Below are 20542 nucleotides of genomic sequence, written 5' to 3' on the forward strand. Positions count from 1 at the left end.
CACTGAGGCCGCTCTTCGCCGCCCCGGCGGGAGCCGTCGTCCTGGCCGCTCTGCTGGCACCGACGCCCACGCCGGCGTCCGGACCTTCCTCCCTTGACCGGGCCGTGCTCTCCACCGACCGGGCCGTGTCCAGGCCCTGTCACTCGGCCGTCCTCCGCCCGGGTGCTCCAGGAGTCTCGGTGCGCGAGGTGACGACGCCGGCGGACGGTGTGCTGCGGGCGCGGCTGACACTACGGGGCGACGCGACCGGAGACTGGGACCTGGCCGTGTTCGACAAGGCCTCCGGGACCCTGGTCGACGCCTCCTCCGGGCCGCACAGCCGGGAGCTGGCCGAGGGCACCGTCACCCGAGGGCAGCGGCTGGTGGTGCAGGGCTGCCGCTATGCCGGACGGGCCCGCACGGTCTCGCTGGAGGTCGAGGTCGTGCCCGCGCAGGGGCAGCCCGCTCCCGCTCGCCCTGCTGCCACCCCGCCGACGCCCCCCTCCGCCCTGCCCTCCGGCCGCACCACGTATCGGCAACTGTACGAGTACCAGTACGAGTTGAAGGAACTCGCCCGTACCCATCCATCCCTGGTCACGTCGATCACACTGCCCTACCTCACCGCCGAGGGGCGGGAGGTGTCCGGGGTGGAAGTGTCCACCGACCCGGCCCGGACCGAGGACGGCAAGCCGGTGATGCTCACCCTCGGCCTGCATCACGCCTCCGAGTGGCCCAGCGGGGAGATCGCCATGGAGTGGGCGTACGAGCTGGCCTCCGGCTACCGCACCGATCCCCGGATCCGTGCGCTGGTACGCCGGACCCGCAGCGTCATCGTGCCGGTGGTCAACCCCGACGGCTTCGCCGTCTCCCGCACAGCGGCACCCAAGGGCGACTTCTCCCGCTTCGACTACGAGGACAAGCGCAAGAACTGCGAGGCCGGGGACTCGCCGCCGGAGTACCGCACGGGGCCGTGCTCCGCCAACCAGGCCGGACGGATGCGCGGGGTGGACCTCAACCGCAACTACGCGGGCTTCTGGGGCGGCGCCGGGGCCTCCCCCCTGTGGGACGACGACCACTACCGCGGCTCGGCGCCCTTCTCCGAGCCCGAGACCCGCGATGTGCGCTCCCTCGTCTCCACCCGGCAGGTCACGGACCTGGTGAGCCTGCACACCTATGGCGACCTCGTGGTGCGCCCGCCGGGTTCCAACGACACCCAACCGCCGCTGGACGAACCGGCGTACCGGGCCCTGAGCGACCGGCTGGCCTCCCACAACGGCTACCGCAGCATCCCGGCGCGGGAGTTGTACGAGGCGACCGGGATGACGGAGGACTGGTCGTACTGGGCCACCGGAGGGTTCGGCCTGACCCTGGAGATCGGCCCGCGCACCGCCCATCCCCCCTACGCGGACGGGGTGGTGGCCGAGTACAACGGTACGGCGCCCGCGGCCGGGGCGGGCAAGGGCGGCAACCGCGCGGCGCTGCTGGAGATGCTCGCCGACACCGCCGACCCGGCGGCGCACGCCACGGTGACGGGAACGGCGCCGCGTGGATACCGGCTGCGGCTGCACAAGTCCTTCCGGACCCCCACCTCGCCGGTCCGGCGGCCGGACGGTTCGCAGGGGCCGCCGCTCACGGTGGCCGACACGCTCGATTCGACGCTTCTCGCCCCGGGCGGCGGGTTCACCTGGTCGGTCAACCCCTCCACCCGGCCCTACGTGGCAGGGCGGTACGGAAGGGAGCCGCAGGCACCCGTCCAGCCGCCCTTCCTCCTCGGCCACCCGTCCGCCCTGCCTCCGGTGAACACCGACTACCCCACCGATCCGGCGGCGGACCGGGTCCCGTTCACCGTGGAAGGACCGCCACGGGCCGACAACGGCAGAATGACCGTGTCGATCAACTGGCGGTCCCGGAAGACCGAATGGGACCTGTACGTCCTGGACCCGGCCGGGAAGACGGTGGGCGAGTCGGTGGTGGGCGACACCGACTCCCAGCAGGTCGTCATGTTCGACCCGCCGCCCGGCCGGTACACCGCCGTGGTGGTCGACTTCCAGCAGGCCGACCCCGCCAGCCCGGACGCCTGGACGGGCCGGGTCGACTTCCGGTCACCGCTGCCCACGGTCCACGGCCCCACCGAGGCGTACACGCTGACCTGTGCGGACCGGGCCGGACACCGTGTGGGGAGCACCGAGGTCACCGTCGGCCGGGGCCAGCGGGTCGATGTGGGGCAGGTGTGCGGGAGCGGCGGCCGGCGGGCGGACCGTCACGGTGCCGGTTCGGGGCCGTACCGCAGGTAGGTGAGCACCGCGGTGACACGGCGGTGCAGCTGAGTCTCCTCCGCCAGGCCCAGCTTGGCGAAGGTGGAGTTGACGTGCTTCTCGATGGTCGACTCCGACAGTGACAGGGACTCCGCGATGGACCGGTTGTTCTTGCCCTGGGCCATGTGCCGCAGCACATCGAGCTCCCGGCGTGTCAGCTGCGACAACGGCGCGTCCGTGGTGCGGGTGAGACTGCCCACCAGGACCTCCACGATACGCGGGTCGATCACAGAACGTCCGGCGGCGACCTCCCGCAGGGCCCGTAGCAGCTCCTCCAGCTCGCCGATGCGTTCCTTGAGCAGGTAGGCCAGTCCGTCGGTGCCGTGCTGGAACAGCGCGAAGGCGTACTGCTCGTTGGCGTGCTGCGACAGGACGACCACGCCGATGCCCGGGTGGGCGGCGCGGATGGCGTGGGCGGCGGTGATGCCCTCGGTGTGGTGGTCGGGAGGCATCCGGATGTCGGCGATCACGGCGTCGGGACGGAACCGGTGCACCGCGTCCAGCAGTTCGTCCGCCGTGCCGACGGCCGCGACCACGACGACCTCGCCGGTGTCCTCCAACAGGCGTCGGGTGCCCTCGCGTACCAGGTAGTGGTCCTCGGCGATGACCACGCGCATCCTGCCGGACATCGGTTCAGACATCGGTGGTCTCCCGTCGCGTCTCGGTGATACGTGCCCGCAGAGTGGTCCCGTCACCGGGCCGGCTGATGATGGACAGTTCGCCGCCGACCGCCTCGATCCGGTCCCGCATCCCGGTGAGCCCCGAGCCCGGCCCGGTCGTCGGGCACAGCCCCACCCCGTCGTCGCTCACGTCCAGCAGCAGCGATCCGCCGGCGCGTCCGATCCGCACCGTCACACGGCCCGCCCGGGCATGCTTGAGGACATTGGTGAACGCCTCCGACACCAGGAAGAACGCCGCCTCCTCGATGTCGGGCGTGAAGCGCGCCGGACGCACGGACGGCTCGATCTCGACCGTCACCGGGATCGGCAGCCTGCGGGCCCGGGACATCACGGCCGCCGCCAGGCCCTGGTCGGTCAGCACGGGGGGATGAATGCCGTGGGCGAGCTCGCGCAGCCCGTCGATGACGCGGCAGGCGTCGTCCTGCAGTTCCGTGAGGGTGGTGTACACCGTGTCGCCGTTGCGGCACAGCTGGTTGCGGGCGAGCCGCAGCTTCGCCACGAGCGCGACGAGTTCCTGCTGGATCCCGTCGTGGAGCTGGCGTTCGATCCTGCGTCTTTCGGTGTCCTGGGCCTGCACGAGCCGCGTGCGGGAGGCGTTGAGCTCGCTGGCCTGACGCTGCACTTCCTCGATACGGATGGAGAGTTCGGCGTTCAGCCGTGCGTTGTGCACCGCGAGCGCCGCCTGCCGGGCCAGGGTCTCCACGAGGTCACGGTCCTCGGGGGTGAACCGGCCCTCGTCCTTGGGCCCGTACTCGATGAAGCCGAGAGCGTCGTCGCCGTAGCAGAGCCCCACCCTGGTCCGTGACGAGCCCGCGCCGTCGGGCGGCACACCCGCCGTCCCGTCGGCAGAGGGCAGCCGGCCCGGCCCGGAGGTGCCCAACTCGACGCGCACCCAGCGCAGATCCAGCCACTCCTGCAGGCTGACGGCGAGCTGAGGTGCCAGCAGCGTCAGGTCGTAGGCGTGCTCAAGGGTCGTGCCGAACTGCACCAGCAGTTCGAAGTTGGAGGGGCGCACCCCGAACACATGTCGCGCGGCCAGCCGGTTGGCCTGCCGGCGCAGGGGCTGGCACAGCATCGTCACGCTCACGGCGACCAGGACCGCCGCGCTGATGGGCAGGTACTGGCTCGCGGTGAGCCCGAGGGCGGTGACCATGCCCAGGTACCATCCGCCGATGATGGTCCAGAGCAGTCCGTAGACGGTGGAGCGCCGGGCGGTGAAGTCCAGTCCCGGCAGCCGGTGCCGGAACGCCCCGTACACCAGACCCGCCGAGACCACGACGTAGGGCAACGCGCCCAGGGCGCAGCCGATGAAGTACGCCGGCCCGTCGTCTCCCTGCCACATCCGGAACAGCCTCATGGAGCCGCGTCCGGCGAACAGGGCGAAGGCCGCCGCCGCGACCGTCCGCCACCGGCCCGCGTTCCGGGCACCGGACCGCCGTGTGTCCAGCACCGACCGCACCACCAACAGACCCGCCCCCACCGCGGGCATCCATGCCTCCGGCTGGACCAGCAGCCGCAGCCGCAGCCACAGGGGCATCGGCACCAGCATCACCACGAGGGGAGCCGCGAGCAGCAGCCACAGAGAGCGCAGCGCGACGCGTTCGTAGGGGTGGTGCTCGCGTCCGTCCGGCAGCAGCGCGAGCAGCCGGGCGACCATGACGGCCGCCACCACGTCGACCATCCGCGCCAGCAACAGCAGCGGCCAGCTGACGGCCGGCCCCGGGACCCAGCCGGCAGCGGAGCCGAGGAACGCCACGGTGAACCGCACCACCAGCCCCAGGGCCGCCCACGATCCCACCGCCAGCAACCGTCGTGCGACCGGATGCCCCGGCGCCTTCCAGCACAGCGACAGCCCCGCCAGATAACACGGCAGCACCGCTCCCAGAGCCCAGGGAAGCGTCCGCGAGGCCGCGAGCCCGGCCCCGAGCGCAACGGCGTAGAGCAGCCCCAGTCCACCGCTGACCGCCAGGACACGCATGCCCCGTGCGTCCTCAACCGCCATGGATCAAGTGTCGCTTGACCGTTTTGCGCTGTACAGCACGCATGCCTCCGTCCGGAATGGCGGAGAACCTCCATACAGGAACAGAGGGCGCCCGGATTCGCCGCCCGCGCGCGGCCGAGCACACTCGTCGCGGGGCGGTCCGGCGGTGCCGGGTCGCGGTGAGCGTGGCAGCGCCGCGGCGGGCGGCGCGGAGGGGGCGAGGATGACCACCACACAGACGGCAGCACCGCGGCACCGGTCACCCGACCGTGAGGAGGCACGATGTACGGCGGTCGCACGCCTGTTGCGCGACCGCGCCGGCACGGACGGCCGGCTGGTCGCGGTCTACCAGCTGCTCGGCGAACCGGAACGGGCCGTGGCCGCCCACCGGCGCCTGACCTCCGGCGAGTTGCGCACGGCGGAGGAGATCACGGCGGCGGCCTGGGCCGCCGCCGCCCACTGCGCCCGGGGCGTGCTACGACAGGCCCAGGCCCTCGCCCGACGCACCGTGGACGCGCTGGACCGCTGCGGTGATCCGTACGCCTGCGTGGCGGTGCGTACCACGGCCTCGGTCGTGGCGGCCGCGGACGGCCGCTGTGCGGCCGCCGAGCACCACCGGCAGTGCGCGCAGGACACCGCCCGTGCGGTGGGCGACCCCCTGCTGCGGCTGCTGGCGGTGACGGGCACGGCGCAGCAGCGGATCGAGCGGGGGGAGCCCCGCGAGGTACTCGCCGAGCTGGACAGCGCACTGGCCGTGGCCGACGGGGACGCCGCCCTCACGGTTCCCCTGGTGCTGTCGGCGCGGTGCCGCCGGGCCGCCGCGCTGCTGGCGCTCGGCGAACTCGACCGCGCCGCAGCGGAGTTCACCGGTGTGCTCATGGAATACCACCGGCTCGGGGACGGCATGGGCCTGGCCGTGGGAGCGCAGGCGCTGCTCGGTGTCGCCGACGTCCACCGGGAACGCGGTGACCTGGGGCCGGCCCGGGCGGCTTACCAGGAGGCCGTGGTCCTCACCGAACAGTCCGGCGACCGTCAGACGCTGTCCTCGGCCCTGACCGGGCTCGCCGTGTCCCGGGGGGCCGGCGAACCCCAGTCGGCGGCGGTGCTGGCGTCCCGGGCCGCGCAGGGCTGCGCCGGCCCGCCGCGGATCCGTGCCCTGCTGGCGGGCGGCTGGATCGCCCTGTCGGGCGGGCGCCGTGAGGCGGCCGTCGAGGCGGCCTGGCAGGCGGCGCACGAGCCGGGCGCGCAGGGCTGCCGGGCGGTGTTCGCCGAAGTGCTGGAACTGGAGGCGATGTGTGCCGCCGACCCTGGTACACGGCAAGGACTGCTGCGGGACGCCGAGGCGATGTGGGCCACCGCGCAGCGTCCGATCGCCGTGGCCCGGGTCACCGTCGCGCGGGCGCGGCTGGAGGGCGCCGGCGCGACACGGGTGCGTGAGGCCACCGCCTTGCTGGGCGAGTTCGGGGTCGGCGCCGGTGCGGGCGACGCGGCGGGGCTGCTCAACCGGGCGGCCGCAAGCCTGCGTCCGTCGGCGACCGTACGGGTGCTGGGCGGCTTCCAGGTCGTCCGGGACGGCTGCCCGGTCCCGGCCGAGGAGTGGCAGTCGAAGAAGGCACGGGACCTGCTCAAGCTCCTGGTCGCCAGACGAGGCCTGCCCACACCGCGCGAGCTGCTGATGGAGGCCCTGTGGCCCGAACAGGATCCGGCCCGGTGCGGAAACCGGCTGTCGGTGGCCCTGTCCATCCTCCGCCTGGTCCTGGATCCACAGCGGCGGATGGCACAGGACCACTTCATCGTCGCGGACAAGGAGGTGGTGGGCCTCGCCCGGCTGCACGTGGACGTACAGGAGTTCCTGGCCACCGCACGCCATGCGCTGGGTGTCGCCGAGCGGTCGGCCGAGCACGCCTTCGCGGCGCTGACCGCCGCAGAGGGCCTGTACCGCGGCGACGTCCTGGCGGACGATCCCTACGCGGAGTGGGCCACGGCGCTACGGGAGGAAGCCCAGGCGGCCCATGCGGAACTGCTCGCCAGGCTCGCGGCGGCGGCTGCCGAGAACCGCGACACGTACGCGGAGATCCACTACAGGCTCCGACTGCTGGAGCGCGATCCCTACGACGAGGACACCCACCTCGCCCTGGTCTGCCGACTGGCGGAGGCCGGCCGCCATGGCGAGGCACGGCGCCGCTACCGGCTGTACTCCGGGTACATGAAGGAAATCGACGTCAGCCCGGCGCCCTATCCCGTCCGAGCGGTGGTCAGGGGCTGACCGGACGAGGGCCATGGTCAGTCGAAGAAGTGACGGTTCTGGCGCACGAAATCGGCGAAGCCCAGGGGCGCACGGCCCGTGAGGTCGGCCACGGTGGGGGTGACGGTCTCGGCACCGCCGGTGCGGTAAGCGCGGGCAACTCCCATCAGCGCGTCGACGGAGAACCCCGGCATCCCGCGCCGCAGCATGGCCGCCCGCGCTTCGGCGTCCGGCAGGCCCACGTAGCGCACCGGTTTGCCGAGGACGTCGGAGAATTCATCGGCGGCTTCGGTGTAGGTCAGCGCCTTCGGCCCGGTGAGGTCATAGACGCAGCCGTCATGGCCTTCGGTGGCGAGAACTTTCGCCGCGACACGGGCGATGTCGCCGATGTCGATGAAACTGATGGGCGCGGTGATCAACGGAAAGCTGAACTCCCCGGCCTCGCGGATGGACGGCTGGCGCAGGAAGTTCTGCAGATAGAAGTTGGGCCGCAGGATCGTCCAGGGCAGCCCGGACGCAACCAGCGCCTGTTCGACAGGCTGATGCAGCCGGGCGATGGGCGAGAGCCCTTCGTCGGCCCGCCAGACCGACAGCTTGACCACCCGGACACCCGCCACACGGGCGGCTGCCAGCATGTTGAGCTCGTGCGTCGTCTGTGCGGGGCTCGTCGCGCCGAGAAGGAACACGGTCTCGATGCCGTCGAGTGCGGGACCGATCGTGTCCGGCATGTCCAGATCGAGCGTCACCGCCTGACCGCCTGCCTTGATCACCTGAGCCGTGGTGCGCGGATCACGGTAAGCCGCCCGCGCGGCCACGCCATCGGAACGAAGACGAGCGAGGAGAGCCGTTCCGACGTTCCCGCTCGCGCCAGTCACCAGAATCATCGTCAAATCATCTCAGATGGCAGCGGCGAGTATTCACGCCACGGCTCGGGGCCGGATCCGCCTGTGTTCGATTCTCTCGGGGGCCGGGGTGCGTGAACGGGATCAGGACAGTTCTGCGCGGGGCGAGTAGGGAATCCGGCCGCGGGGGATGAAGTGTCGTCCGTGAGATGTCGGTGAAACACCGTCATTCGGCGACCACTTACCGGCTGGTCGGAGTCGAGAGGGACTCGTGGATGCTGAGTAGGCGGACTTTCGTAGCAGGTGCGCTTGCCGTGCCTGCCGCGGTCGCGGGCCCGACACAAGCAGCTGAGGAGTATCTGGCGACCAAGATCGACCTCTTCCGGTTGAATTTCACCGGTCAATCCGTCCGGAACTCCTGGTGGAGCTATGGATACGACACAGCCGGGAACTTTTTCGACAACGCGTGGTCCGGGCTCAACCACGGGTGGGCCGATCTCGGAGGAGAGTTCGGCCGATAGGGGTTCAGCGAGCGAGGAGGCCGGGGGCGGGTACCACACCGACACGGTGAACGAGCTGGTCACCTCGTCGGTGACCCACTTCGGCCAGAGCATCAGTGTGCGATCGGAGGATCCGGAAGTGCGGCAGCTCTATGCTGTCGTGGTGTGCACCGACTGAAGCCCCAGGGCGCGGTGCTGGAGCCCGACATCTCCACCGAGGTCGGCTCGTGCACCTGAGTGTCGGTGGTGAGCCCTCCCAGCGGTTCGTCCGCCGCGGCCGTCGGTGAAGGCCGCAGCGGACGAGGGAGGCCCCATGTCACAGAAACAGGCAGGGAATCCGGCTCAGGTCACTGGCCTGGCCCGGCCGGGCCGGCCGCTGACGGGTGCCTCACGGGCGCCAGTCGGCCTCCAGGTCATGGGAGTCGGTCTTGGTCAGCTGGGTCAGTCCGGTGCCGTCGGCCCGTACCAGGAAGAGGTGCTCGGGGTCCGCGTCGTCGCCACCGCCCCTGGTGAAGACCAGGCGGCTGCCGTCCGGGGACCACGAGGGATTCTTGTCGTTGAGGCGGGCCGTGGTGATCCGGTGCAGTCCGGTGCCGTCGGGGCGGACGAGGTAGAGGCGGGCGAAGCCCGAGGAGTCCACGCGGCTGAAGGCGATTCGGTCGCCGTGCGACCAGTCGGGGGCCCAGTCGTGGGAGTCGGAGGCGGTGACCGCCGTCTGGGCCAGGGTGGAGAGCCGGATGCGCATCACCCTGCTGTGTCCGCCCGCGTCCGCGCGGTTGAACGCCAGGTACCTGCCGTCCGGGGACCATGTCGGATGAAGGTCGTCCGCCGCGGTGTGGGTGAGCCGGGTGGCGGGGGTGCCGTCGATGTCGGCCACATAGATCTCGCGCTGGGTGCCGACCGGCTTGTCGTAGGCGATCCGCTTGCCGTCCGGGGACCAGGCGGGGTCGGAGGCACCCTTCGTACCGGGGACGGCCTTCAGGTCGCTGCCCGTGCTCGTCATCGTCCAGATGCCGTCGATCGCGCCACCGGATCCATAGCGCACGAAGGCCACCCGCTTGCCGTCCGGGGACCAGCTGGGCATCACGTCGCTGACGCCGGCCGTGTGGGTGAGCTTGACGGGCGCACCGCCACCGGGGGAGACCGCGTAGAGGTCTTCGACGGGCGCGGTCGCGGTGTAGCGGGCGAAGACGATCGAGTGGTCCACCGCCGCCCCGGCGTCTCCCGCGGCGCCGAGTGTCAGTGGTACGGCCATGGCGAGCGCCGTCGCGGCCACCGCCGCCAGGCGGCGCCGCGGTGAGCTGATGTCACCGGCCGTGCCGGTTCTTCGAGCCGTTCCGGCGGTTCTGTCGTTGCCGGCGCGGTGTCGTCGGTGCGTCAAGGTGTCTACCCCGATCCCTCCCGGCGGCCCACTTCGGGCCGCTCCGGCCGGTAAACATCCCATCCGACGGGGCTTCGTGGGAAGCCGCGGCACCTGGCGGTACGAGCCCTGTGACAGGTTGCGTACATCGCCGTCACAGGGATGCGATCACGTCAGGCCGCGGTTCCCCGCCGTTGAGAGCCATCGCCCCCGAACGACGTGGCTCTGTGCCCGCAGGCGTACGTCCCGCGACGACTCACCGGTCGCCCGTGCCCGGACAGCGGACGCCGGGGGAGGGGCGCGCGCCACACCACGCCCTGGTCGGACGGAGCGTCGGCCGACCGGATGTGCCAGCGGTCACCGTGCCGAGTGAGACATACGGTGTACAGGGGCGGCACCCGGAGTGTCCAGAAGGCACGGGCCGGTGCGGACAGAGCATGCACGAGCAGGGCCCGGATGACGGCGGGTTCGGCGATGACCAGGGCAGCGTCCGTCTGCGCGGGCAGACCGTCGAGCCAGGCCGCGGCCCGGCGACAGAGCTGGCGTACGGTCTCTCCGCCATGCGGCGCCGCATCCGGGTCGGTGAGCCAGACACTGTATCCGTGCGGGTCCGCGGCGACGATGTCGGCCACTGCGCCGCCGCGCCACGCGCCGTAGTCGAGGTCGCGCAGTACGGGCTCCGAGGTGGCCGCAAGGCCCAGGGCCGCGGCGGTCAGCGCGGAGCCGCTCGAAGGTGAGCGCACGGCCCACGAGTGCGGGCGAAGCGATGCCGGCGCGGCGCCCGCCCCCTGCGGGTCGTACTCGCTGTCCAGCGCGTGGCCGAAGACGGCGTCCGCGAAGGTGTCTGCGGGGCGCGCGCACACGAGTGTCAGGCGGATCGTCATGGTGCTCCGCTCCTTTCCGGCCCGCCGGGTCGCGATGACGTCCCTCCGGCGGCAGCGTGCGGCTTGGCATGCCCACCGGCTCGACGTCGCAGGCCATGGGCGGTCGCCACGTTCGGCGCCATGTAGTTCAGGGTTGATGAACCCTCCTCCCGTAGCCATCCGGCAGGAGTCCGAAACGTCCCCGCCGACCGGCTGGTGCCGGCCCCGCCACCCGGGGCCTCTTCGCGTGCGGAAGCGGAGCGCCTGCCGGCGTGGTACCACGGACAGTGATCCGAAGGCGAACGGGAGCACACGTGGTCCGGGTACTGGTGGTCGACGACGAGGCCCTCATCCGTACGGGCTTCCGGTGCATCCTGGACGCCGCGGACGACATCGAGGTCGTGGCGGCCGTTCCCGGCGCGGAGGCGGTCCGCACGGCGCAGGAGACCCACCCTGACGTCGTACTGCTGGACATCCGCATGCCGGACGTGGACGGACTCTCCGTCCTCACCGATCTGCGCCGGCTGCGGGAGCCTCCTGTGGTGGCGATGCTCACGACGTTCGACATGGACGACTACGTGGCCACGGCCCTGCGCTGCGGAGCGGCGGGCTTCCTGCTCAAGGACACCGACCCGGTGGAGCTGCCGTTCCTCGTGCGCGCCCTGGCCGACGGCGGCACCGTGCTGTCGTCCAAGGTCACCAGGGCCGTCGTGGACGGATACCTCGAGGCAGGCGGACAGGGACCCGCCCCTCGCAGCCTGGACCGACTGACCGATCGCGAACGTGCCGTGCTCGTCCTGATCGCCGAGGGACTGTCCAACGCCGACATCGCCGCGCGGATGCACCTGGGCACCGGCACGGTCAAGGACCACGTGAGCGCCATCCTCACCAAGCTTGAGGTCTCGAGCCGCGTCCAGGCGGCGCTGGTCGCCGAACGCGCGGGCCTTCTGAAACAGCCCCGAAGCCTGGAGCCGGGATGATGTCCCGCCCCCTGGCCACCGCACTGCGCGATGCCACCCTCCTCGGTGCGGCACTGCTCGACGTCTTCGTCCATGTCACCTCGGACGAGCCACTGCGCATGGCGGTCGCCCTGGCCGCCGCCAGCCTCCTTCTGCTGCGCCGCCGCCTCCCGCTGCTCACCTTCCTGCTCACCCTGCCCTCCGTCCTCCTCTCCGACGCGATCTTCGCCTCCCTGGCGGCGCTGTACACCCTGGCCACGATCACCCGGCGCCGCACGCTCCTGGCCGTGTGCGCCATGGCGTACACGCTCAGCGACATGACCCGGTGGACGCCGTCCCCGCATCTCGACCTGTGGAATCCCTCGGCCCTGATCACCCTCGGCTACACCGCGGCGACAGCCGCCGCCCCGGTCTTCCTGGGCCAGCTCGTCCAGGCGCGGCGTGACCTGTCGCTGCGGCTCACCGAGATCTCCCAGGCGCGCGACCACGAACGGCGGCTGAGCGCGCAGGCCGTCCTGGCCGAGGAGCGCGCACAGCTGGCCCGCGAGATGCACGACGTGGTCTCCCACCAGGTGAGCCTCATCGCGGTGCGGGCCGGAGCCCTGCAGGTCGCCACCCAGGACGCCGAGGCCAAGCAGGCCGCGGCCACGATTCGCCGGCTGAGCGTGCAGACACTGAACGAACTACGGCACATGGTCAACGTGCTGCGCGGCTCGCACAACCGGCCCACGGAACTCACCCCCCAGCCGTCCCTGACCGACCTGCGGAGGCTGATCGACACCAGCGGCATCGACACGGAGCTGACGACGGACCTGCCCGGCGACCTTCCGCCGACTCTCCAGCGCGCCGTCTACCGCACCATCCAGGAAGCGCTGACCAACGTACGCAAACACGCCCCGGGGGCCACCGCCGACGTACGCGCCTGCTTCGAGGGCGACACCGTCCGCGTCACGATCAGCAACACCGCCCCGACCCGGCCCGCCCTGCCCCTTCCCAGCGCGCACTACGGCCTCATCGCCCTGCACCAGCGCGCCGCCCTCCTCGGCGGGACCGTCACCTGCGGTCCCACCCCCGACGGCGGCTACCGACTTCGCCTGGAACTCCCGGTCAAGCAGGAACCGTGACCGACACCGTCGACGGCAGGTCGTACCTCGTCCGCTCCCATGAGCTCTCAGGCCGACTCGGGGACCACGGCGACCGGGCAGTCCGACCGGTGCAACAGGGCGTGCGCGACCCTACCGAGCTGCAGGCCTGGCTGTCCCCGCTGACGGCGAGCGCCGACGACGACCAGGTCGGCCTCGGCCGATGCCCGCAGCAGCACCCGGTGGGCGGGGCCCTCGACCGGTCGGCGATGGATGTCGACGGCCGGGAGTTCCCGTGTGGCCTCGCGCAGGGCGTCGTCGAGACCGGCTGAGGCCCGTTCCTCACCCAGACGGGGATCGTCGTCGGCGATCACCACACGGTCCACGGGCTCCTGGGCCGGGGTCCGCCAGGCCCGTACGGCCGTCAGGGCGCAGCCGCGCTTCTCCGCCTCGCGGACGGCGAACCGTACGGCGCTCACGCCGCCCGCCGAGTCGCTCACCCCTGCCACGACACGGTCGAACGATCCCTGCCGGTTCGGAACCGCGCCACGGACCACGATGACCGGGCACACCGCGCGGGCCGCCACCGCGAGGCTGACCGACCCCAGCAGCAGCCCGGCGACCTCGCCACGCCCACGCGCACCTGTGACCAGGGCGAACGCCTCGGGCCCCGTCCGCAGCAGGACGGACACGGCGTCATCGTGCAGTACGTCGCCCGACACCTTCACCTCGGGATTGCGGAGCTGGGCACGTTCCACGCCGGAAGCGATGATGTGCTGCGCCATGTCCGTCCCCGCGGGACGGTCGGTGCCGAGCGCCGGCTGGGTTCCCTCGTACCGCTCCCACAGGGAGGCGTGGATCAGACGTAGCGGCAGCCCGTGCCGTGCCGCCTCGTCCACAGCCCAGTCGACCGCCAGCAGGCTGGACTCCGATCCGTCGACGCCCACAACCAGCGGGAGTTCCATCGCCGCCACCGCCTTCTTCGTCCGGCTTCCGAGAGACCCCCTCCCCTGTGCATACCGTGGCACCGTCCGGGCACCACCGCGACACACCGGCCGGGTCCCGGATCGGTGGTCCACGGCCGGATCGCGGTCCGCCGGGGCGCATCGGAGAAAAATCCTCCGGATGGCCGTCACATCTGGGTGGGTCGGTCCGTCAGTGCTGTGAAGTCGCCGACCAGGCCGATGCGAAGCCGATGTGAAGGAGTGCGGTCATGACGAACCCCTCGAACCCCTCGATCTCCCGGATGCCGAATCCTGCTGAGTTCGTGCCCGAGTTGGCTGACGTCAGCGCGGCCCTGTTCCGGGCCACGGGTAACCGTTCGGTGCCGCGTACCACGATGAGTCTTGTGCATCTGCGTGCGGGACAGATCGTGGGTAACACCTACCTGACGATTCTGAACACGGGTTTCCTGCGGAAGGCCGGGGTGTCCGAGGAGCGCATCACGGCCGTGTCGTCGTGGCAGGACGCGCCGTACTTCAGCGAGGCCGAACGGGCCGCGCTGGCGTTGGTGGAGGCCACCTTGCAGCTGGCGCAGTGTGGGAAGGAGCGGGTTTCCGACGAGCTGTACGCGGAGGCGGCGAAGCACTACGACGAGAAGGCGCTGGCCACCCTGACGATCGCGATCGGTCAGATCAACTTCTTCATCGCGCTGGCCGTCATCGGCAAGCCGCAGCCGGTGAGCTCGCTCGCGGCCGAGCAGTGGGACTGAGCTGATCGGTCGGTTGAGCGGGGCCCGACGGGGGCGGGCGCTCGGTCCTCATGGGCCCGGTGGGGGCCGGGCGCCGCTCCCGGGTTCTGAGGATGCGTTACGGCACCGCGGTGCCGCCGGCCGTGTTGTGGCTGATGATGGCGTCGACGAGCCGGCCGCCGGGCCAGTCCGTGCTGATGACGCCGGTGTGACCCGGGTGGGTCTGCAGGTGGTCCAGCAGCCGCTGGTTCATGCCCTGTTTCCCACCGTAGCCGTTGGCCACCTGGGTGTAGGTTGCGCCGAACGGCGGACAGCTGGCCGACAACCCGGTGCTCCCCATGGTGTTGGTCCTGTCGGCGGCGACCTGCTGGAGACTGGCCGTGACCAGCGACCACCTGGTGTCCAGGTTGCACTCGTTCCACGGGATGAAGGGAGTCGGCAGGAACCGGGTGAGCCCGAATCCGCTGTACACCTGTCCTCGGGGGCCGCTGAAGCCGGTGAGCACGATGTGCCCGCGTACCTGACCGAGTGTGGGTGTGTCGGCCGTGCTGGTGCCGGTCACGGTGGGGGCGTAGAACAGACCCGGGTAGCGGTCCACGTAGGTGCCGAAGATGCGGACGCGGTCGGCGCCCGTGGCGTTGGACGGATCGTCGACGCACTTGCCGATCTGCAGGCCCCCGGTGCCGCCCTCGGTCGTGTCGCCGTCGCACTCGCCGTGCAGGCTCATGAGGACGGTCTCCTGCGGGTGGGCGGTGAGGAACGCCCGCGCCTTGCTGAGCACGTCGTCGAGGTTGGCGTTCTGGTAGACGTTCGTGTGGTGGATGGCGAAGGCGGTGTTGCCGTTGACGATGCGGACGCGGATGTCGATGGCGCGGATACCGGCATCGAGCTGGGCGGTCAGAGTGTCGGCGCTGTCGCCGTGGTTCTCCTGGGTCTGGTAGTACCAGGGTGCGAGTGCGCCGCCGTGAACGGCCATGGTGTCGTGGGTGCCGGGGATCGGCATCTGGCCCAGACCGGTCGAGTCGGGGATCTGGCGCATCCAGTCCGGGTTGCTGACGCTGGTGAGGCTGTTGAACGCGGGCGTCGACGGCCCCGGCCACCAGGGCAGGTCGAAGGCCGACGCCGGTGCGGCGGTGGTGGCCACGCTCAGCGCCGCAAGGACGGCACCGAGCGCGGAGATCGTGCCTGTGAGGCGCCGGGGTGTGTGAGGGGTGGATCGGCTACGCCGTGGCAGGAAGAACATGTCCGGCTCTCCCTAGATTGTCAAGGGCATGTCAATTTAGGTGCGGATCGCGGCCGACACAGCATTCCCTGCACCTCATCCAAAGGCAAGACATGCGCGGCCACCCGCTGGGCCCGCCGCCGGTCCGGATGCCGCTCGGACTCCGTCCTACACTTGCCGGATGAGCAACCACACGTGCACCCACTGCGGCACCGTCGGCCTGATGGAAGGTTTCATCGAGGACGCCGGCGAGCACTCGCGCGGGTACGCGCGCTGGATCGAAGGTGCCTTGGAGCGGGGGGTCTTCGGGGGTGCCAAGCGGCTGGGCCGACCCCGGCGGCAGATCGAGGCGTTCCGCTGCCCCAAGTGCGGGCACTTGGAGCTGTTCGCCACCGGTGAGGTGTAGTCGGCCCGCGGCGTCCCCGAACCGAGCGACTTCGGGTGCCGCCCGGGGACGCCGCACGGACCGCCCGCCGCCGGCGCCCGTCCGTCGCCGGGCGCGGGCGGAGTCAGCCCGGCGGCGTCGTCCCTACAGCACCACTGGCGCGCCGTGTTTCATGTGTCGGCCAAAGCCCCTGCGCCGCAGCTACTTGACGTCGACGTAGTCGCCGGCCGACGTGGAAGCGGCGGTGGTGGTGCTGGCCGCGAAGGAGAAGCGGTAGTAACCGTCGGCGGTGGCCTTGACGGTGGTCTTGAGCGAGCCGCCGGTGCCGCTGGTGACCGTCTTGAGCGTGGTGTAGGTGCGGCTGCCCTTCTTGCGGTACTGCAGCAGCGCCTTCTGCCCCGAGTAGCCGGAGTACGTGCCGGCGTTCCAGTCGGCGCGCTTCAGCCGGCCGGTGACGGTGATGGCCTTGCCCTTCTGCACCGGCTCGGGCGTGGCGTCGAGGGTCAGCTGGGCAGCCTTCTTGATCTTGGTGGTGGCGACGTCGTCGTTGTAGCTGGCGTTCGCGTAGAGGTCGTACCCGCCGAGGAACAGCTTCCAGGTTCCGGCGGCACCGTTCTTCTTCAGATCGGAGGCCGCGTTGATGTGGAAGACGGCCTTGCAACTGTAGACGCCGGTCCGGGTGGTCGACTCGGTGCAGCTGGGGTCGTCGTCGGTGCCCAGGGAGCCGGTGATGGTGTCCGTGCTGGAGGGGTCGGTGCCCTGCCAGAGGAAGGCTTCCGTGAGGGCCACGCCGCTGGAACTGGTCGCGGTATAGGTGACGGTGACGGACTTGCGGGTGGCGACCCCGAGGACGATGTCCTGGCCGCCGTTGATGACGGCCTTCGAGAAGGTGATGTTGCCCAGCGACGTGTCCGGGTGGACGCTCTCCGCGGCGAACGCCCCGAGCTTCGCCGACGCTCCCGGACGCTCCGCCGCGTGGGCGGCTGCCGGAAGAGCGAGCGCGGACACCACGACGGCACCGGAAACAGCGGCGGCTCTGACCTGTATACGCATATGAATCTCCCCTGTTGTCGAAAGTGGTCCGCCGAAGTCGCTTCCAGCGGGGCCCTGTTGACGTGTGCGGCGCACAAATCCGGTACAAAACCTGTGGAGGTCCCTCTCCGACGCCAGGATCTCGGCCGTCCAGCGATGAGATGGCCTCGGTCCGTTGGCGATGTGGATCTCACCGGTGCACCGTACGCTGGACGGGGCGTGTCCCCGCATCCGTGCAATCACGCAGTTCACTACGTAGGTCCACCGCGATGCGACTCAGAGCGGTGGGACAGGAGGCAGGGTGAACGCCATGGACCTCGGGGCTCTCGAGACCGGCAGGCTGAGCCTCGTGCCGCTCGCCGTCGAGCACGCGGACGAGATGGCCGAGGTGCTCTCCGACCCGGCTCTGCACGTCTTCATCGGCGGTGCCCCGCACTCCCCGCAGGCGTTGCGAGCACGGTATGAACGCCTGGTGGCCGGCTCACCCGATCCCTCCCAGAGGTGGTGGAACTGGGTGATCAGGCTCCGCGAGGAGAAATGCCTGACCGGGACGGTGCAGGCGACGATCACTGCTGCTGAGCACGGGTATGCGGCCGAGGTTGCCTGGGTGGTCGGAACACCGTGGCAGAAGCGGGGCATCGCCACCGAGGCGGCGCGCGGACTGGTCGTCTGGCTGCAGGAGCAAGGCGTGCAGGCGATCCGCGCCCACATCCATCCAGATCACCGGGCATCCGCCGCTGTTGCCGCCGCAGTCGGTCTGGCCCCCACCGGTCACTGGCATGAGGGCGAGGTCAGGTGGGAGCTTTCCTGTCCCCGGTCACCGGCCGACGCTGCGTCCACCGGTCGAGGGCCCGCTCGATGACCGTCGCTTCGGCAGCGGCCGGATCCACGCCGGTTTCGCGTCGCCGCGTTCGGGGCCGTCGTACGGGGCGAGGCCGGCTCCCTCACCGGGCCGGGCCGTCAGGTGGGCGGCGTCGCCGAGCGGCGTCACGCCGGGCACGCGGTCCCAGCGGTGGTCGACCGGCAGCGCGTGCAGGGCGCGCGGGACCGGGGCGGTCTCGCCTTCCGTGATCAGGGCGGTGAGTTCCGGCGCCCAGCAGCAGACTGCCGGCATCGCTCTCATCCTCGCCGGAATCACCGCTCCGGAGTGGCCGACCGGCTGATCCCGCTGCCGGCTGACCGGCACTCCGCACCGCGGCCGTCGCGAGTGCACCGAACGGTTCGCGGTGCCAGGAATGTGCGCGCGGTGTCGACGTCCTGGCCACCACCTTCCGGGCGGGTCAGCCGTGCTCGGGGGTGGACCATTCGACGAACTGGATGATCAGGCCGTTGGGGTCGGTGACCTGGAACAGGCGCTCGCCCCAGGGCTCCTGACGCAGCGGCATGGTGATCTCGATTCCGGCGTCGCGCAGTCGCTTCTCCTGCTCTTCCAGGCCGCTGTCGAGGGTGAAGGCCAGGATCAGGCCGTCGGCGTGACGGTCGCGCTGCTCGGGCGGCAGCCCCTCGATACCGCGTGCGAGCAGGACGACATCGACGGCGTCGGGCCGCGACAGGGAGGCGAACCCCTCGGCGGCCTGCTGGACGGTGTAGCCCAGGTGGGTGGAGAGAAATGCCTGAGAGGCGGCGACGTCGTCAACGGTCAGCGAGACGGTGGAGGCGGTGAACTGCACGGGGTCTCCCTGGGTAGGGCGGGACGGCACGGGGCGTTTAATCGGCATAAACTTACGACGGTTGTAAACTTAGCCTGAGACTTCTGAAGGGGTCAAGGTAAAAATGCTACGACGGTAAGATTGCTCCATGGCCACTCAGACATCCGCCCCGGTCACCGGGCTGCGGGAGGCGAAGAAGCAGGAGACGCGGCAGGTCATCTCCGACCACGCCACCCGGCTGTTCATCGCGCAGGGCTTCGAACGGACGACCATCGCCGAGATCGCCGCTGCCGCCCGCGTCGCCAAGAAGACCGTCACCAACTACTTCGCTCGCAAGGAAGACCTGGCCCTGGACCACCAGGAGGAGTTCGCCACTTCCCTGGCCCACGCCGTCGCCGCCCGGCACCCGGGCGAATCAGCGCTGGCCGCACTGCGCCGCGCGTTCGACGACGCCGTGGTCGCCCAGGACCCGGTCGCCGGATTCTCCGGCCGGGAGTTCGCCCGCATGGTCGCTGACAGCCCTACCCTGACCACCTGTCTGCACGGCCTGCACGAGCAGCGCGAACACCACCTCGCTCAGGCGCTGGCCGAGGTCACCGGCACCGGCCCCGACGACATCACCGTCCAGACCGCCGCCGGCCTGCTGGGCACCGTCCACCGCGTGCTGTTCCACCGCATCCAGACGCTCACCCTCGCCGGGCAGCCCGACGACGAGATCGCTCGCATCATCGCTGTCGAAGCCGCCCAAGCGTTCGGCCTGCTGGAACCCGCCCTGTCCGACTACGCCACCGCGTGACGCGAGCGGCTCACCGCCTTCCGCGGCCCCGGGCAACCCATGCCAGGCGACAGGGCGCCGGCGCCGTGGTGGGCACCGCCATCGACCCGGTGACGGTGCCCCTAGGCCGTGCGGCCCTTCGACGACGCCTTCATCAGGGCCGGTGACGACTCCTCCGGCCCGTCAGTACCCAGGCCCGCGCCGGGGCAGGAAGGAAGCTGTCCACGGCCTCTGCGATCGCATCTGAGAGATACGATCCACCTCGGTCTGCGGTGTCTCTCGACCAGCCCGACCGACTAGGTTCTGTCTCTGTGGTCAGCATCGGGCTCACATGAGGATCGCGGCGAAGGCGGAGTGCCGCCCGCCAGTCCGTATTCCCCGAACGGGGAATCCGGTTGCCTGGACTGCCAGTCCGTCCGCAGACTCACGATCATGATGTCTCACGCACGCGGCCTAGTCCTCGAACGCTTCCGCTGGATCGACGGCCACGCCGACGTCTGGCAGATCTTCCGTGACCCCGAGGCGCTTGCTGCGGTGGTCCGCGGACTGGCCGGGCCGTTCCGGGAAGACGGCGTCACTGCCGTCTGCGGCATCGAGTCTCGTGGTTTCCTGCTCGGCGCTGCAGCGGCCGTCGAGCTCGGTGCCGGCTTCATCGCGGTACGCAAGGGCGAGGGGATCTTCCCCGGGAAGAAGGTCACCCGGCGCAGCGACCCCGACTACCGCAGTACTCGCCAGGAGCTGCGTCTGCAGCGGGCGGCGGTGGGCCGCGAGGACCGGGTGCTGCTGGTCGACGACTGGATCGAGACGGGCAGCCAGGCGTCGGCTGTGCGGTCGATGGTCGAGGAGTGCGGCGGGCGGTGGGCCGGCTGCTCCGTCGTCGTTGACCAGACGGTCCCGGCCCGGCGGGCGGACCTGGGCGTCCGCAGCATTGTTACCGCCGCCGAACTTCCGGCTCGGGATGGGCAGTCCTAACACGTGTCCGC

Annotated in this window: 18 protein-coding genes and 1 pseudogene; 9 read left to right on the forward strand and 10 right to left on the reverse strand. The window is 71.0% G+C overall.

All coding sequences use genetic code 11. From position 1 onward, the window contains the following. Positions 1-179: 179 nt before the first annotated feature. Positions 180-2273, forward strand: a complete 2094-nt coding sequence (locus tag IE244_RS14675) for a M14 family zinc carboxypeptidase (RefSeq protein WP_229854107.1) — start codon at positions 180-182, stop codon at positions 2271-2273. On the opposite strand, the gene IE244_RS14680 is transcribed toward IE244_RS14675, so the two are convergent. Both IE244_RS14680 and IE244_RS14685 read right to left on the reverse strand, forming a co-directional pair. Further along, complete coding sequence (locus tag IE244_RS14680; protein WP_229854108.1) at positions 2240-2935, reverse strand: response regulator; 696 nt, start codon at positions 2933-2935, stop codon at positions 2240-2242. The two genes, IE244_RS14675 and IE244_RS14680, sit on opposite strands and share 34 nt — an antisense overlap. Beyond that, positions 2928-4976 (reverse strand): GAF domain-containing sensor histidine kinase, encoded by a 2049-nt coding sequence (locus tag IE244_RS14685; protein ID WP_191873957.1) that lies wholly within the window; start codon positions 4974-4976, stop codon positions 2928-2930. The genes IE244_RS14680 and IE244_RS14685 overlap by 8 nt, the downstream gene beginning before the upstream one ends. A gap of 202 nt (positions 4977-5178) precedes the next feature. Between IE244_RS14685 and IE244_RS42765 the strand changes: the two genes are divergently transcribed. Further along, positions 5179-7221 (forward strand): AfsR/SARP family transcriptional regulator, encoded by a 2043-nt coding sequence (locus tag IE244_RS42765; RefSeq protein WP_191873958.1) that lies wholly within the window; start codon positions 5179-5181, stop codon positions 7219-7221. 17 nt (positions 7222-7238) lie between these two features. On the opposite strand, the gene IE244_RS14695 is transcribed toward IE244_RS42765, so the two are convergent. From IE244_RS14695 to IE244_RS14705, 3 genes are all read right to left on the reverse strand, one after another. Next, positions 7239-8084 (reverse strand): SDR family oxidoreductase, encoded by an 846-nt coding sequence (locus IE244_RS14695; RefSeq protein WP_191873959.1) that lies wholly within the window; start codon positions 8082-8084, stop codon positions 7239-7241. Positions 8085-8930: 846 nt separating this feature from the next. After that, positions 8931-9923 carry a beta-propeller domain-containing protein gene (locus tag IE244_RS14700; RefSeq protein WP_191873960.1) on the reverse strand — a complete coding sequence of 331 codons (993 nt, stop codon included), beginning with the start codon at positions 9921-9923 and terminating at the stop codon, positions 8931-8933. Between the two features lie 152 nt (positions 9924-10075). Next, a complete protein-coding gene (locus IE244_RS14705; protein WP_191873961.1) occupies positions 10076-10786 on the reverse strand; it encodes a histidine phosphatase family protein in 711 nt (236 codons plus the stop codon). Positions 10787-11079: 293 nt separating this feature from the next. Between IE244_RS14705 and IE244_RS14710 the strand changes: the two genes are divergently transcribed. Both IE244_RS14710 and IE244_RS14715 read left to right on the forward strand, forming a co-directional pair. Further along, positions 11080-11745 (forward strand): response regulator, encoded by a 666-nt coding sequence (locus IE244_RS14710; RefSeq protein WP_191873962.1) that lies wholly within the window; start codon positions 11080-11082, stop codon positions 11743-11745. Then, positions 11742-12848, forward strand: coding sequence for a sensor histidine kinase (locus IE244_RS14715; RefSeq protein ID WP_191873963.1), 1107 nt, complete (start codon positions 11742-11744; stop codon positions 12846-12848). The genes IE244_RS14710 and IE244_RS14715 overlap by 4 nt, the downstream gene beginning before the upstream one ends. A gap of 47 nt (positions 12849-12895) precedes the next feature. Here the strand turns inward: IE244_RS14715 and IE244_RS14720 are convergent, their stop codons facing one another. Next, complete coding sequence (locus IE244_RS14720) at positions 12896-13771, reverse strand: universal stress protein (protein WP_191873964.1); 876 nt, start codon at positions 13769-13771, stop codon at positions 12896-12898. Positions 13772-14019: 248 nt separating this feature from the next. On the opposite strand from IE244_RS14720, the gene IE244_RS14725 reads away from it, so the two are divergent. Next, positions 14020-14517: a carboxymuconolactone decarboxylase family protein gene (locus tag IE244_RS14725; protein ID WP_191873965.1), complete on the forward strand. Its 498-nt coding sequence runs from the start codon at positions 14020-14022 to the stop codon at positions 14515-14517. 97 nt (positions 14518-14614) lie between these two features. On the opposite strand, the gene IE244_RS14730 is transcribed toward IE244_RS14725, so the two are convergent. Further along, entirely contained in the window at positions 14615-15739 is a 1125-nt protein-coding gene (locus IE244_RS14730) for a phosphatidylinositol-specific phospholipase C domain-containing protein (protein ID WP_229854109.1), read from the reverse strand. Between the two features lie 160 nt (positions 15740-15899). On the opposite strand from IE244_RS14730, the gene IE244_RS14735 reads away from it, so the two are divergent. Further along, complete coding sequence (locus IE244_RS14735; protein WP_191873967.1) at positions 15900-16124, forward strand: hypothetical protein; 225 nt, start codon at positions 15900-15902, stop codon at positions 16122-16124. A gap of 180 nt (positions 16125-16304) precedes the next feature. On the opposite strand, the gene IE244_RS14740 is transcribed toward IE244_RS14735, so the two are convergent. Next, complete coding sequence (locus tag IE244_RS14740; RefSeq protein WP_191873968.1) at positions 16305-17156, reverse strand: hypothetical protein; 852 nt, start codon at positions 17154-17156, stop codon at positions 16305-16307. Positions 17157-17436: 280 nt separating this feature from the next. Between IE244_RS14740 and IE244_RS14745 the strand changes: the two genes are divergently transcribed. Then, positions 17437-17997, forward strand: a complete 561-nt coding sequence (locus IE244_RS14745) for a GNAT family N-acetyltransferase (RefSeq protein WP_373305743.1) — start codon at positions 17437-17439, stop codon at positions 17995-17997. A 27-nt stretch (positions 17998-18024) separates the two neighbouring features. Here IE244_RS14745 and IE244_RS14750 read toward each other — a convergent pair. Further along, positions 18025-18231, reverse strand: a pseudogene (locus tag IE244_RS14750) (FAD-dependent monooxygenase); the annotation flags it as partial. Between the two features lie 184 nt (positions 18232-18415). Beyond that, positions 18416-18805: a VOC family protein gene (locus tag IE244_RS14755; RefSeq protein ID WP_191873969.1), complete on the reverse strand. Its 390-nt coding sequence runs from the start codon at positions 18803-18805 to the stop codon at positions 18416-18418. 127 nt (positions 18806-18932) lie between these two features. Between IE244_RS14755 and IE244_RS14760 the strand changes: the two genes are divergently transcribed. Both IE244_RS14760 and IE244_RS14765 read left to right on the forward strand, forming a co-directional pair. Continuing rightward, a complete protein-coding gene (locus IE244_RS14760) occupies positions 18933-19580 on the forward strand; it encodes a TetR/AcrR family transcriptional regulator (RefSeq protein WP_191873970.1) in 648 nt (215 codons plus the stop codon). Between the two features lie 411 nt (positions 19581-19991). Beyond that, positions 19992-20531: a phosphoribosyltransferase family protein gene (locus tag IE244_RS14765; RefSeq protein WP_191873971.1), complete on the forward strand. Its 540-nt coding sequence runs from the start codon at positions 19992-19994 to the stop codon at positions 20529-20531. The last annotated feature ends 11 nt before the right edge of the window (positions 20532-20542 follow it).

Source organism: Streptomyces filipinensis (assembly GCF_014649495.1).
Classification (GTDB): Bacteria; Actinomycetota; Actinomycetes; order Streptomycetales; family Streptomycetaceae; genus Streptomyces; species Streptomyces filipinensis.